This window comes from Consotaella salsifontis (assembly GCF_900167365.1).
GTDB lineage: Bacteria > Pseudomonadota > Alphaproteobacteria > Rhizobiales > Rhizobiaceae > Consotaella > Consotaella salsifontis.
Genome location: NZ_FUXL01000006.1, coordinates 38,201 through 51,275, shown reverse-complemented (window position 1 = coordinate 51,275; position 13,075 = coordinate 38,201). Strand labels below are relative to the sequence as shown.

At 62.8% G+C, this 13,075-nt stretch carries 18 protein-coding genes; 17 read left to right on the top strand and 1 reads right to left on the bottom strand.

Annotated elements, in window-relative coordinates; genetic code table 11:
- Positions 1-21: 21 nt before the first annotated feature.
- The 17 genes from rpsN (at position 22) to B5D38_RS10060 (ending at position 12,484) form a co-directional block, all read left to right on the top strand.
- Positions 22-327: a 30S ribosomal protein S14 gene (gene rpsN, locus B5D38_RS10135; RefSeq protein WP_078708315.1), complete on the top strand. Its 306-nt coding sequence runs from the start codon at positions 22-24 to the stop codon at positions 325-327.
- A gap of 13 nt (positions 328-340) precedes the next feature.
- On the top strand, positions 341-739 hold the full coding sequence (gene rpsH, locus B5D38_RS10130; RefSeq protein ID WP_078708314.1) for a 30S ribosomal protein S8: 399 nt from the start codon (positions 341-343) through the stop codon (positions 737-739).
- 35 nt (positions 740-774) lie between these two features.
- Positions 775-1,311: a 50S ribosomal protein L6 gene (gene rplF, locus B5D38_RS10125; RefSeq protein ID WP_078708313.1), complete on the top strand. Its 537-nt coding sequence runs from the start codon at positions 775-777 to the stop codon at positions 1,309-1,311.
- An 11-nt stretch (positions 1,312-1,322) separates the two neighbouring features.
- Positions 1,323-1,685 carry a 50S ribosomal protein L18 gene (rplR, locus tag B5D38_RS10120; RefSeq protein WP_078708312.1) on the top strand — a complete coding sequence of 121 codons (363 nt, stop codon included), beginning with the start codon at positions 1,323-1,325 and terminating at the stop codon, positions 1,683-1,685.
- A gap of 88 nt (positions 1,686-1,773) precedes the next feature.
- Positions 1,774-2,325, top strand: a complete 552-nt coding sequence (gene rpsE / locus B5D38_RS10115; protein ID WP_078708311.1) for a 30S ribosomal protein S5 — start codon at positions 1,774-1,776, stop codon at positions 2,323-2,325.
- Between the two features lie 57 nt (positions 2,326-2,382).
- On the top strand, positions 2,383-2,586 hold the full coding sequence (gene rpmD / locus B5D38_RS10110) for a 50S ribosomal protein L30 (RefSeq protein WP_078708310.1): 204 nt from the start codon (positions 2,383-2,385) through the stop codon (positions 2,584-2,586).
- 16 nt (positions 2,587-2,602) lie between these two features.
- A complete protein-coding gene (gene rplO, locus B5D38_RS10105) occupies positions 2,603-3,079 on the top strand; it encodes a 50S ribosomal protein L15 (RefSeq protein WP_078708309.1) in 477 nt (158 codons plus the stop codon).
- A gap of 79 nt (positions 3,080-3,158) precedes the next feature.
- Positions 3,159-4,502, top strand: coding sequence for a preprotein translocase subunit SecY (gene secY / locus B5D38_RS10100; protein ID WP_078708308.1), 1,344 nt, complete (start codon positions 3,159-3,161; stop codon positions 4,500-4,502).
- Positions 4,499-5,146, top strand: a complete 648-nt coding sequence (locus B5D38_RS10095; protein ID WP_078708307.1) for an adenylate kinase — start codon at positions 4,499-4,501, stop codon at positions 5,144-5,146. The genes secY and B5D38_RS10095 overlap by 4 nt, the downstream gene beginning before the upstream one ends.
- A 195-nt stretch (positions 5,147-5,341) precedes the next feature.
- Positions 5,342-5,710: a 30S ribosomal protein S13 gene (gene rpsM, locus B5D38_RS10090; protein WP_078708306.1), complete on the top strand. Its 369-nt coding sequence runs from the start codon at positions 5,342-5,344 to the stop codon at positions 5,708-5,710.
- 75 nt (positions 5,711-5,785) lie between these two features.
- The gene (gene rpsK / locus B5D38_RS10085) at positions 5,786-6,175 is read left to right on the top strand and encodes a 30S ribosomal protein S11 (protein WP_078708305.1); all 390 of its coding nucleotides are present in this window, start codon (positions 5,786-5,788) and stop codon (positions 6,173-6,175) included.
- A 116-nt stretch (positions 6,176-6,291) separates the two neighbouring features.
- Positions 6,292-7,314 (top strand): DNA-directed RNA polymerase subunit alpha, encoded by a 1,023-nt coding sequence (locus B5D38_RS10080; protein ID WP_078708304.1) that lies wholly within the window; start codon positions 6,292-6,294, stop codon positions 7,312-7,314.
- 146 nt (positions 7,315-7,460) lie between these two features.
- Positions 7,461-7,886, top strand: a complete 426-nt coding sequence (gene rplQ / locus B5D38_RS10075) for a 50S ribosomal protein L17 (RefSeq protein WP_078708303.1) — start codon at positions 7,461-7,463, stop codon at positions 7,884-7,886.
- Positions 7,887-7,986: 100 nt separating this feature from the next.
- Positions 7,987-9,006, top strand: a complete 1,020-nt coding sequence (locus tag B5D38_RS10070) for an NAD-dependent epimerase/dehydratase family protein (protein WP_078708302.1) — start codon at positions 7,987-7,989, stop codon at positions 9,004-9,006.
- Between the two features lie 142 nt (positions 9,007-9,148).
- Positions 9,149-9,409 carry a hypothetical protein gene (locus B5D38_RS22375; RefSeq protein ID WP_131829899.1) on the top strand — a complete coding sequence of 87 codons (261 nt, stop codon included), beginning with the start codon at positions 9,149-9,151 and terminating at the stop codon, positions 9,407-9,409.
- 263 nt (positions 9,410-9,672) lie between these two features.
- A complete protein-coding gene (locus tag B5D38_RS10065) occupies positions 9,673-11,085 on the top strand; it encodes a DegQ family serine endoprotease (RefSeq protein WP_245319096.1) in 1,413 nt (470 codons plus the stop codon).
- Between the two features lie 49 nt (positions 11,086-11,134).
- Positions 11,135-12,484 carry a replication-associated recombination protein A gene (locus B5D38_RS10060; RefSeq protein WP_078708300.1) on the top strand — a complete coding sequence of 450 codons (1,350 nt, stop codon included), beginning with the start codon at positions 11,135-11,137 and terminating at the stop codon, positions 12,482-12,484.
- A 6-nt stretch (positions 12,485-12,490) separates the two neighbouring features.
- Here the strand turns inward: B5D38_RS10060 and B5D38_RS10055 are convergent, their stop codons facing one another.
- A complete protein-coding gene (locus B5D38_RS10055) occupies positions 12,491-13,021 on the bottom strand; it encodes a GNAT family N-acetyltransferase (protein ID WP_078708299.1) in 531 nt (176 codons plus the stop codon).
- Positions 13,022-13,075 lie beyond the last annotated feature (54 nt).

Here is a 13,075-nt window from a genome sequence, read left to right as displayed (position 1 = left end):
CCGGCGAGAGAGGATCAGGACATGGCAAAGAAGAGTGCCATCGAGAAGAACAAGCATCGCGAGCAGCTGGTCAAGCGCTACGCCGAGAAGCGCGCTGCGCTGAAGGCGATCGCTATGAACCAGGAAGCGCCGATGGAAGAGCGCTTCAAGGCACAGTTGGACCTCGCCGAACTGCCGCGCAACAGTGCTCGCGTCCGCGTGCGCAATCGTTGCGAGGTGACGGGGCGTCCGCGCGCCTACTACCGCAAGCTTAAGATGAGCCGTATCGCGCTCCGGGACCTTGGCAACGAGGGGATGATCCCCGGCGTCGTCAAGTCGAGCTGGTAAAGGGGGGGCGACCATGTCTTTGTCTGATCCGCTCGGCGATATGCTGACCCGCATCCGCAATGCGGTTTTGCGCGGCAAGAGCTCCGTCTCGACGCCCGCTTCCAAGCTCCGGGCGCGTGTGCTCGACGTCCTGAAGGACGAGGGGTACATTCGCGGCTACACCTTGACCGAATACGGCAATGGCAAGTCGGAGTTCGAGATCGAGCTGAAGTATTTCGAGGGAACGCCGGTGATCCGGGAGATCGCGCGCGTTTCCAAGCCAGGCCGCCGTGTCTACGTTTCCGCCAAGACGATCCCTCATGTGGCCAATGGCCTCGGGATTTCGGTCCTGTCGACGCCGAAGGGCGTCATGGCCGATCATATGGCGCGTGAACAGAATGTGGGCGGCGAGGTGCTGTGCCGCGTCGTCTGACGCGGTACGGATCTCTCGAGAAGGCAGGATAGACGATGTCTCGTATTGGCAAGAAACCGGTCCAGGTGCCCGCCGGAGTGACCGCCTCGGTCGACGGGCAGACCGTCAAGGCCAAGGGCCCGAAAGGTGAGCTCTCGTTCGTTGTGAACGACGAGGTGCTGGTCAAGATGCAGGACGACGGAGCGATCAAGGTCGATCCGAAGTTCGAGACCAAGGAGTCGCGCGCCAAGTGGGGCATGTCGCGGACCATGATCTCGAACATCCTGAACGGCGTGAAGAACGGCTTCGAGAAGAAGCTGGAGATCAGCGGCGTCGGCTATCGCGCCGCCATGCAGGGCAAGAATCTTCAGCTCGCCCTGGGCTTCAGCCACGAGGTGCTGTATCCGGTGCCGGCGGACATCCAGATTGTGGTGCCCAAGCCGACGGAAATCGTGATTTCCGGCATCGACAAGCAGCGCGTCGGGCAGGTCGCCGCCGAAATCCGCGAGTATCGCGGACCCGAGCCCTATAAGGGCAAGGGCGTGAAGTATGCGGGCGAGAAGATCGTGCGCAAGGAAGGCAAGAAGAAGTAAGGCACGCGATCATGGCGACTCAGAAGGAAATCATGAGAAAGCGCGCGAGCCGCGTCCGCCGGGCCTTGAAGGCCGCGGCGAACGGTCGTCCGCGCCTTTCTATTCACCGTTCGTCGAAGAACATCTACGCTCAGGTCATCGACGACGCCGCGGGGCGCACCCTCGCGTCCGCGTCGACGTTGGACACCGGTTTGCGTGGCGATCTGAAGACGGGCGCGGACGTGGCTGCGGCCGCGGCGGTCGGCAAGTTGGTGGCAGAGCGGGCCAAGGCGGCGGGGGTCACGGACGTGGTCTTCGATCGCGGCTCGTTCATCTATCACGGCCGGATCAAGGCGCTTGCCGACTCGGCCCGCGAAGGCGGGCTGAACTTCTAAATCCTGCTCACCAAGCAGGTTCACCGAGCGCCGGCTACGTCCGGCGCTCTAACGTTGGACGCCTCCGGAAAAGAACAAGGACAGGATCATGGCGCCTAGAAACGAAAGAAACGACCGCGAAGAGCGGGATGACGGGTTTGTCGACAAGCTCGTCCACATCAATCGCGTTGCCAAGGTGGTGAAGGGCGGTCGCCGTTTCGGCTTCGCAGCTCTCGTCGTCGTCGGCGATCTCAAGGGCCGGGTCGGTTTCGGCCATGGCAAGGCACGCGAGGTGCCGGAAGCCATTCGCAAGGCGACCGAGGCTGCCAAGCGCGACATGATCTTCGTGCCGCTGCGTGACGCGCGTACGCTCCACCACGACGTCGCTGGCCGCCATGGAGCGGGCCGTGTGCTTCTTCGGTCGGCTGAAGCCGGTACTGGAATCATCGCGGGTGGCCCGATGCGCGCGGTGTTCGAAGCCGTGGGCATGCACGACGTGGTCGCGAAGTCCTTGGGGTCCTCCAATCCCTACAACATGGTTCGCGCCACCTTTGACGCCTTGAAGCACCAGATGCATCCGAAGGACGTCGCCGCAAAGCGTGGAATCAAGTATTCGACGCTGCAGGCTCGCCGCCGCGACCTCGTGGGCGCGGAAGACTGAAGGCAACTGGCCGCTGCGGTTTGAGCCGCGCGGACGAACTGACAAAGGAGCCTTGAGATGGCAGCCAAGACGACCTCGGGCAAGACGATCACCGTCGAGCAGATCGGCAGCCCGCTTCGCCGCCCGGACGACCAGCAGAAAACGCTGATCGGCCTGGGTCTGAACAAAATGAATCGCCGCCGCACGCTGGAAGACACGCCCGCAGTGCGCGGAATGATCGCCAAGGTGCAGCACCTCGTCCGTGTGGTCGAGGGAGCCTGAGCCGGGAGATATCGCCATGAAGCTCAACGAACTCTCCGACAAGGTGGGCGCGACCCACAGCCGTAAGCGTCTGGGACGCGGTATCGGCTCAGGCTCGGGCAAGACCGGCGGACGCGGCGTAAAGGGCCAAAAGTCCCGTTCGGGCGTTGCCGTCAACGCCTTCGAGGGTGGCCAGATGCCGCTCTATCGGCGCCTGCCGAAGCGCGGTTTCACCAACATTTTCGCCAAGTCGTACAACGTCGTCTCGGTCGGCCGCTTGCAGCAGGCGGTGGATGCCGGACGCATCGACGCCTCCAAGGCGGTGGACGCCGAAGCACTCAAGGTGGCTGGCGTTCTTCGTCGCACGAAGGACGGTGTCCGTCTTCTCGGTGACGGCGAAATTTCTGTGAAGCTTGACATTACCGTCGCCGGCGCGTCGAAGTCGGCCATCGAGAAGGTCGAGAAGGCCGGTGGCTCGGTGACGACCACGGTCAAGGCCGAAGTAGAGGCCTAGCACCTCGCTTGGGCTCGCGTTGCGTTTTTGCGGCGCGAGCCCTTCTCGCGAGACGCTGACCTGCGACGGAGAACAAGCGATGGCCTCGGCAGCGGAACAACTTGCCGCAAATCTCAATTTCTCGGCTTTCGCGAAAGCTGAGGATCTCAAGAAGCGCATCTGGTTCACGCTGGGTGCGCTTGTCGTGTATCGGCTGGGTACGTATATCCCGATGCCCGGCATCAACCCCGATGCGCTGGCGCAAGCCTTCCAACAACAGTCGACCGGCATTCTCGGCCTGTTCAACATGTTTGCGGGCGGCGCCGTCGGGCGGATGGCGATCTTTGCGCTCGGTATTATGCCGTATATCTCCGCCTCGATCATCATTCAGTTGATGACGTCGGTGATTCCCTCTCTGGAGTCGCTGAAGAAGGAGGGCGAGCAGGGCCGCAAGATCATCAACCAATACACCCGCTACGGGACCGTTTTGCTTGCTACGGCTCAGGCCTACGGGATCTCGGTCGGGCTGGAGCACGGTGCCAACATCGTTGTCGATCCGGGCTGGTTCTTTCGGGTGTCGACGGTGATCACGCTGGTTGGCGGCACCATGTTTCTGATGTGGGTGGGTGAGCAGATCACCTCGCGGGGCATCGGCAACGGAATTTCGTTGATCATCTTCACCGGCATCGTCGCCAACTTGCCCGCAGCAATCGCGCGCTTGCTGGAACTCGGGCGCACCGGTGCCCTGTCGACCGGCATCATCCTGACGGTGATCGTCGTGGCGATCCTCTGCGTCGGCTTCATCGTGTTCATGGAGCGCGCCCAGCGCCGTCTGCTGATCCAGTATCCCAAGCGTCAGGTCGGCAATCGCATGTTCCAGGGCGATACGTCGCATCTACCATTGAAGCTCAATACGTCCGGTGTCATTCCGCCGATCTTCGCGTCCTCGCTGCTGCTTCTGCCGGTGACGATCGCGAACTTTGCCAACACGACGACTCTGCCGGGTTGGGCCACGGCGATCATTGCTTCACTGGGGCATGGGCAGCCGCTTTACATGCTGATCTACGCGGGCCTGATCATCTTTTTCTCGTTTTTTTACACGGCGGTTGTCTTCAATCCGAAGGATACGGCGGACAATCTGAAGCGCCATGGCGGTTTCATTCCGGGCATTCGCCCCGGAGAGCGCACCGCTGAGTACATCGATTACGTGCTGACCCGTATCACGGTGATCGGCGCGATCTACCTGGTCCTCATCTGCCTGCTTCCGGAGTTTCTCATCTCGGCCGCCGGCGTGCCGTTCTATCTCGGCGGCACCTCGCTTCTCATCGTCGTTTCGGTGACGATGGATACGGTTGCTCAAATTCAGGGACATCTCTTGGCGCACCAGTACGAAGGGCTGGTCAAGAAGGCAAAGCTTCGCGGTGGACGAAGAGGGACGCGATGAGACTGATTCTGTTGGGGCCGCCGGCGGCGGGGAAGGGAACGCAAGCGCACAGGCTTGTCGAAAAGTACCGCATCCCGCAGCTGTCGACGGGCGATATGCTTCGGGCCGCGGTCGCTGAGCAAACGCCGGTCGGTCTTCAGGCCAAAGCGGCGATGGACTCGGGCAAGCTGGTTTCGGACGAGATCGTCAATGCCATTGTTGCCGAGAGAATCAGCCAGCCCGATTGTTCGCGCGGGTTTATCTTCGACGGTTATCCTCGGACGCTGAACCAGGCGGAAGCGGCGGATCGCATGATGGCATCTCTGCGCCAGCCGCTCGATCATGTGATCGAGATACGGGTGGACGACGACGTGCTCGTTCATCGCGTAAGCGGACGCTTCACCTGCGCCAACTGCGGCGCTGTCTATCACGACCTGGATCGCAAGCCGAAGATGGAAGGCGTTTGCGACGTCTGTGGTTCGACGGAGTTCAAGCGTCGCCCTGACGATAACGCCGAGACCATGGTGACGCGGCTCAAGGCCTACTACAAAGAGACGTCGCCCTTGGTCGGATTCTATTACTGCAAGGGTCTTTTGCGGGCGGTCGACGGGATGCAGCCCGTCGAGCAGGTCGCTGCGGAGATCGACAAGATCCTCGCTTCCTGAGGCGGTGATCCTTGAAGGGGGCCATGCGGCGGTTGACGGCGCATGGCCCACCCACTATATCACGCGCCTATTCGCGAATCTTAAGCGATCGGCGCGGGTTTGCTTGGCCGGAACCCGAGTCCGGTCGTTTTCGTGTATCGGCTTTGCTGGTCGCCATCGTGGGCGATCGGCCCTGAAATTCTGAGGAGAACGGACGTGGCTCGTATCGCTGGCGTCAACATCCCGACCAACAAGCGCGTTGTGATCGCGCTGCAGTATATTCACGGCATTGGTCCGACCTTCGCCAAGGAGATCGTCGCCAAGGTGAATATCGCCGACGACCGTCGCGTTCATGACCTGAGCGATGCGGAAGTGCTGCAGATCCGTGAGATCATCGATCGCGACTATCAGGTCGAGGGCGATCTTCGTCGCGAGACCGCGATGAACATCAAGCGGCTGATGGACCTTGGTTGCTACCGTGGCCTGCGTCACCGTCGCGGCCTGCCGGTTCGCGGTCAGCGCACGCACACCAATGCCCGCACGCGCAAGGGTCCCGCCAAGGCGATCGCCGGCAAGAAGAAGTAAGTCCGGCCCGCGCCAAATGCGCGGGTCTGGTGGAGCCGCCGGTGCTACGGCGGTGTTGAGATCAAGGATACGGAAATGGCCAAGGACACCCAACGCGTTCGCCGCCGCGAGCGCAAGAACATCACGTCGGGCGTTGCCCACGTTAACTCCTCGTTCAACAATACGCTGATCACGATCACCGATGCCCAGGGCAATGCGATTGCCTGGTCGTCGGCCGGGTCGCAGGGCTTCAAGGGTTCGCGTAAGTCGACCCCGTTCGCCGCGCAGATCGCAGCCGAGGATGCCGCTAAGAAGGCGCAGGAGCATGGCATGCGGACCCTCGAGGTCGAGGTTTCGGGACCCGGCTCGGGCCGTGAATCGGCTTTGCGCGCTCTTCAGGCCGCGGGCTTCACCATCACGTCGATCCGCGACGTGACGCCAATTCCGCACAATGGCGTCCGGCCTCGCAAGAAGCGCCGCGTTTAATTGATTTTTTTGGAGCCCGGCCCGCCGGGCTCTTTTGGCCGGAAGGGAAGGCGTTTTCTTCCCTCAGAACCGTCGCCACGATTTGATGGTGGCGAGGAAACTGAAAGGCTGATGCCATGATTGCAAGCAATTGGCAAAACCTGACGAAGCCGAATCAGGTTGAGTTCAAAAACGGCGGCAGCCGGACCAAGGCGACGCTGGTCGCCGAGCCTCTCGAGCGGGGCTTCGGCCTGACGCTTGGCAACGCGCTTCGCCGCGTTCTTCTTTCTTCTCTTCAGGGCGCGGCGGTCACCGCGATCCAGATCGACGGCGTTCTCCATGAGTTCTCGTCGATCCCTGGTGTGCGCGAGGATGTTACCGACATCGTCCTGAACGTCAAGGAAGTCGCCATCAAGATGCAGGGCGAGGGTCCGAAGCGCATGGTTCTGCGCAAGCAGGGCCCCGCGGTCGTTCGCGCCGGTGATATTCAGACTGTCGGCGACGTCGAGGTTTTGAACCCCGAGCACGAGATCTGCACCCTGGACGAGGGTGCTGAAATCCGCATTGAGTTCACGGTCAACACCGGCAAGGGATACGTTCCTGCCGATCAGAACCGGGCCGAGGATGCGCCTATCGGCCTCATTCCGGTCGACAGCTTGTTTTCGCCGGTCAAGAAGGTGTCCTACAAGGTCGAGAACACCCGTGAGGGCCAGGATCTCAACAAGGACAAGCTGACGATGGAGATCGAGACCGATGGCTCGATCTCCGGTGAGGATGCCGTGGCCTATGCTGCCCGCATTCTGCAGGACCAGCTTTCGATCTTCGTGAACTTCGAGGAGCCGCAGCGCGAGACGCGCGGCGGTGCCGAGGAGCAGATCGCTGAGCTCGCGTTCAACCCGGCGCTTCTGAAGAAGGTGGACGAGCTGGAGCTCTCCGTCCGTTCGGCGAACTGCCTGAAGAACGACAACATCGTCTATATCGGCGATCTCATTCAGAAGACCGAAGCCGAAATGCTTCGCACGCCGAACTTCGGCCGCAAGTCGCTGAACGAGATCAAGGAAGTCCTGGCTTCGATGGGGCTCCACCTCGGCATGGAAGTGCCGGCTTGGCCGCCCGAGAACATCGACGACCTCGCCAAGCGGTACGAAGACCAGTACTAAGGGTATGCCCTTTCTGCTCCCGGCGGCGCCGTGCCGGCGGGAGCCTCTCATCTTTCAAAGGCACGGCGACCTGTCGCGATCGGCAGGGACGCAAAGATACCGACTCCCGGCAACGTCCGGCCACCTGAACTATTGAGGAAAGCACCATGCGCCACGCCAATCGCGGACGGAAGCTCAACCGCACCGCCAGCCACCGCAAGGCAATGTTCGCCAACATGGCGTCATCGCTGATCGTTCACGAGCAGATCGTGACCACGCTCCCGAAGGCGAAGGACCTGCGTCCGATCGTCGAGAAGCTCATCACCCTCGGAAAGCGGGGCGATCTTCATGCCCGCCGTCAGGCGATTTCGCAGCTCCGCGACGAGGGAGCCGCTTCGAAGCTCTTCACCACGTTGGCTCCGCGTTATGCCGAGCGCAACGGCGGCTATACCCGCGTCCTGAAGGCCGGCTTCCGCCGTGGCGACAACGCGCCGCTCGCGGTGATCGAATTCGTCGACCGCGATCCCGATGCCAAGGGCGCCGCTGATCGCGCGCGTCTCGAGGCCGAGGCAGCAGAGGCAACCGAGGACTGATCGGATCCGATCATTTCTAGTTTATCGAAGGGGCCCGCGTGGCCCCTTTGTTGTTTCTGGCGGGATGCTGCTTCAGCGGTGGAGATGTGGAAGAAGAGGGATGAGCCAGGACATCGTTCTCGTAACCGGCGGAACCGGCTTTCTCGCGAAACACATCGTCGTCGGGCTTATCTCTGGGTGCTTCTCTGTCCGCGCAACCGTGCGCAGCGGCGCCAAGGCGCAGGAACTGACTGAGACGGTGGCGGCGGCGGATGGGGATGTTTCGCGTCTCCAGATCATCGAAGCGGACCTGACACGCGACCATGGCTGGAGAAATGCCGCAACGGGCTGCCGCTTCGTGCTTCATACGGCGTCGCCGTTCCCTGTGCTGCAGCCGAAGAGCCGGGAAGCTCTTGTTCCCGTGGCGCGAGGGGGCGCCATCCGCGTGATGGAGGCCGCGCGAGCGGCGGGCGTAGAGCGCGTCGTCATGACATCCTCGATCGCCGCCATGAGCTACGGTCATCGGCCACCGCTCGATCGCCCTGTAACCGAGTCGGATTTTTCAAACGTCGATGGACCGGGGATTTCGCCCTACGCGGTGTCAAAGACGTTGGCGGAGGTCGGGGCGCGCGAGGCGCTGGCTGGATCCGCCACGCAATTCGTTTCGATCAATCCTGTCGTGATCCTCGGCCCCGCGCTGGACAGCCACTGCGCCGCCTCACTGGAACTGATCCGCCTGATGATGCGAGGGCGTATGCCCTTCGTCCCGCGCATATCGGTTGGCATCGTCGACGTGCGCGACGTTGCCGCCGCCCATGTTGCTGCGATGACGGCTCCCGGGGCGGACGGGCGGCGCTTCATATTGGCGGCGGGAAGCTTTTCCCTTGGTGAGATTGCCTCGGTGGTCGGCACTGAATACCCCGACCTCCGCAAGCGTCTGCCGCGCGTGACGCTGCCGGACGTTCTGGTCAAGGGCGCCGCGATCTTCTCGCGCCAGCTTCGGCATGTCGTGCCGGAACTCGGGGGCCGGCGCGATTACGACACCGGCCCCACGCGCCAAGTTCTCGGTATCTCGGCGCGTCCGGGCGAGGAAGCGATCTCGGCGACGGCCTGCTCACTGCGTTCCTTTGGTCTGGGATGATACGCCGTCGAGCGAACCGGCAGATATCCCCTGACAAATTAATCCCGGTGAACATTTCGGCGCTGTGGCAAAACTGTTCTCGCGCTCACCGGCGTCTTGTGCGATTGCAGCTTCCAACGGGGCAGGAACTTATTCGCTGCCCATGCAACCTTCTGCCCCAGCCGGCATTCTTGTGGCAACGGTCGCCAAATCTGGCGCAAATGCGGCAAACATTAACCCGGGCTCAACAATTCTCATGAATAATATCGGCGACGACTTCTCCAAAGGCGAATCATCCATGCGTCGAACTCTTCTGACACTGCTGGCGGCTGTGGCTGCTTTCGGCGTTCTCACTGCCAGCTATGCGACGGCCGATCTTCCTGAGGCGGCCTCGGCTTCTGAGGTGGAGACGGTCGCGCATTAACCAAACCGGTGCGCCAGAAATTAAATCGAAGGGGCCCTTTTCGGGGCCCCTTTTTCGTTGCAGCCCTATATGAAGCCGCAAGAGCGCCGCTCCGCGCGGTGCCGTAACAACAGCAGGGTCTTTCGGTGAAACGAGCATTCATTGTTGCCGTCGCCGCGCTCGCCCTCGTGGGCGGCGCATCCTTTGTTCCGATGTCGCCTGGGTCTGGTCCTTCGGCAGAACCTCCGGCTGCTGGAATGACTGCGGACGGACGAACTGGCGAGGTGCATACGGCGAAGGTTGCGCGCGCCGGTGAGGCGGCTGCCGCTGAACCCCCGGCAAGGCCCGTTCCGGCCAAGCCAGTCGAACCGACAAACAACCGCCAGGCGCCCCGGAGCGCGACCGAGCTCCAGCTGTCGTTCGCGCCTCTGGTCAAGGAAACAGCGCCGGCGGTGGTCAACGTCTATGCCGCGCGCAAAGTGCCCTCGCGCTCACCCTTTGCGGGCGATCCCTTCTTCGAGCAGTTTTTCGGGGGGCGCTTCAACAGTCGGCCGCGGATCGAGCAGTCGCTCGGCTCAGGGGTGATCGTCGATGCCAGCGGTCTCATCATCACCAACAACCACGTCATTGAGAACGCCGACGAGGTGAAAGTCTCTCTTGCCGACGGACGCGAGTTCGACGCGCAGATTTTGTCGAAGAACGCGCAGGCCGATCTTGCCGTCCTCAAGGTCGATGCGGGAGAGAAATTCCCGACGATCCCGCTGGCCGATTCCGACCGGCTGGAGATAGGTGATCTGGTGCTAGCTATCGGCAATCCGTTCGGCATCGGCCAGACGGTGACGAGCGGCATCGTCTCGGCGCTCGCCCGCACCCATATCGGTACCAACGATTTCGGCTATTTCATCCAGACCGATGCGGCCATCAACCCCGGCAATTCGGGCGGAGCGCTGATCGACATGGAAGGGCGCCTGGTCGGCGTCAACACGGCGATCTTCTCCCGCTCGGGCGGCTCGAACGGCATCGGCTTCGCTATTCCGTCGAACATGGTGCGCGTATTCGTGGAAGCAGCGAAGGGCGGCAAGGAGTTTGAGCGTCCCTATGTGGGAGCGACCTTCGCTCCGGTGACGGGAGATATCGCGGAGGCGATGGGCATGGCCCGTCCGGCTGGCGCGCTGATCGAGAATGTCGCCGCGCAAAGCCCGGCGGAGAAGGCCGGCCTGGAGCCGGGAGACGTGGTGACGGCCGTCGGTGATTTTGCCATCGATAGCCCTGATGCGCTGGCTTATCGGCTCGCTACGACCGGAATCGGCAAAACGGTGACTTTGTCGGTGCGCTCGTCGGAGCGTCAGCGTCAGCTTACCCTTGATCTTGTTGCGGCGCCGGAGGTGCCTGCGCGCGAGCGACTGACCCTATCCGGACCCAATCCCTTCGCCGGGGCGGAGGTCGAGAATCTCTCACCCAAGGTGGCGCAGGAGCTGAACCTTCCAGCCGATAAGCGCGGTGTCGTGGTTTCCGCCATCGATGGCCGGTCCTACGCCGCACAGATCGGGCTCCAGCCGCGCGATATCTTCGTTATGCTCAACGGCCGCAAGGTCCAGTCGACGAAGGCGCTCGCGGCTTTGCTTGCGGGCGATCCTCGCGGCTTCGACTTCGAGATCGAGCGCGATGGCCAGCGCATCCGCCGCGTCCTAAGATGACGCCGACCGGCATGATCGCCATGCCGGGAGGGCTCCGAGACCGAATGCCATGACCGACCTCTTCGGTGATCTTCCACAGGCTCAAGCGAGCACATCGGCTTCGCGCCCAACCCGACGCGAGGGGCGTGAGGCGCCGCGCCCGCTGGCCGATCGTCTCCGCCCGCAGCACCTTTCCGAGGTCGTCGGTCAGGAGCACCTGACGGGCCCGGACGGCGCCTTGTCGCGGATGCTGGCGAGCCGGTCACTCGGCTCCATGATCTTCTGGGGCCCGCCGGGCACGGGGAAGACGACCGTCGCGCGGCTTCTGGCGGGAGAGGTGGATTTCGCCTTCGAGCAGATTTCTGCGATTTTCTCGGGCGTCGCCGATCTGAAGAAGGTGTTCGAGGCGGCGCGCCTTCGCCGCCAGAACGGCCGCACGACGCTGCTGTTCGTCGACGAGATTCACCGCTTCAACCGCGCCCAGCAGGACTCCTTCCTCCCGGTGATGGAGGACGGCACGGTGGTCCTGGTCGGTGCGACGACCGAAAATCCGTCATTCGAGCTGAACGCGGCGCTTCTCTCGCGTTCGCGGGTTCTTGTCTTCCAGTCGTTGGGGCCCGAAGCGCTTGGCGCGCTGCTGACGCGCGCCGAAGCGGCAGAGGGCCGGGCGTTGCCGGTGGATGAAGCCGGGCGAGAGCTGCTGCTGCGCCTTGCCGATGGCGATGGGCGGGCGGTTCTAAGCCTTGCGGAGGAGGTTTGGCGGGCCGCCAAACCTGAGGAAGTGTTCGGAGCGGAGGGGCTTCGTCAGGTCGTGCAGCGCCGCGCGCCGCTCTACGACAAGAGCCAGGACGGCCACTACAATCTCATTTCCGCGCTTCACAAGGCCGTTCGCGGGTCCGATCCCGATGCGGCTCTCTACTATCTGTGCCGGATGCTCGATGCCGGCGAGGACCCTCTCTATCTCGGCCGCCGAATGGTCCGGATGGCGAGCGAGGATATCGGCCTCGCTGATCCCCAGGCGCTCGTCATCACCAATGCCGCAAAGGACGCCTACGATTATCTCGGCTCTCCGGAAGGCGAACTCGCGCTCGCGGAGGCCGTCGTCTATCTCGCGACGGCGCCAAAGTCGAACGCAGTCTACAAGGCGTTCAAGGCGGCGCAGCGCGCCGCCAAGGAGCACGGATCGCTGCTACCGCCAAAGCACATTCTCAACGCCCCGACAAAGCTGATGAAGGCCGAGGGCTATTCGTCGGGCTACATTTACGATCACGACACGCCTGACGCTTTTTCGGGACAGGACTATTTCCCGACCGAAATGGGGCGTCAGACCTTCTACAGGCCGACGGGGCGCGGCCTGGAGGCCCAGATCGGCAGGCGGCTCGACCATTGGGCGCGCCTGCGCACTGAACGCGGCGGCTGACGGACTTCAGATGCGGTGCAGCCGCGCCATGGCCAGAACATCGGCATAATCGCCGTCGCGGAAAGCCCAGCTTCTGAGCGTGCCCTCCGTTTCGAAGCCGAATTTCCGGTAGAGCGCAATGGCGGGTGCGTTGTCCGCGAAGACCGTCAGTTCGATGCGTCGGATGTCGAGCCAGTTGTCGGCCGCGTCCAGGAGTGCGGCGAGGAGGGCGGTGCCAATTCCCTTGCCAGCGAAGTCGTCATGAACGTCCATTCCCAAGTCTGCGACGTGACGCCGCCGACCCTCCTGGCAACGAAGGCTGGCCTCGCCGACGACGCGATCATCCAGTTCCGCGACGAGGTGCAGGCTTTGCGGGCTCAGGTGCTCCAGCCAATCACGAACGCTCTCGACGCTTTGAAAAGGCGGCCGCAAGGTGCCGGCCCGCACTGCCGGTAGATTCTTGATCTCGGCCAGCGCTTCGGCATCACTCGGGCGGCTCGCCCTTACGACGAGCCCCGCCGGCGCGGAAAGCTCTCGGTCCTGGTCATGTTGTGCCATGCCAATTCTCCTTCGGTCTTGGCCGGACGGAGAGGGCGAATGCCTTTCAGACCC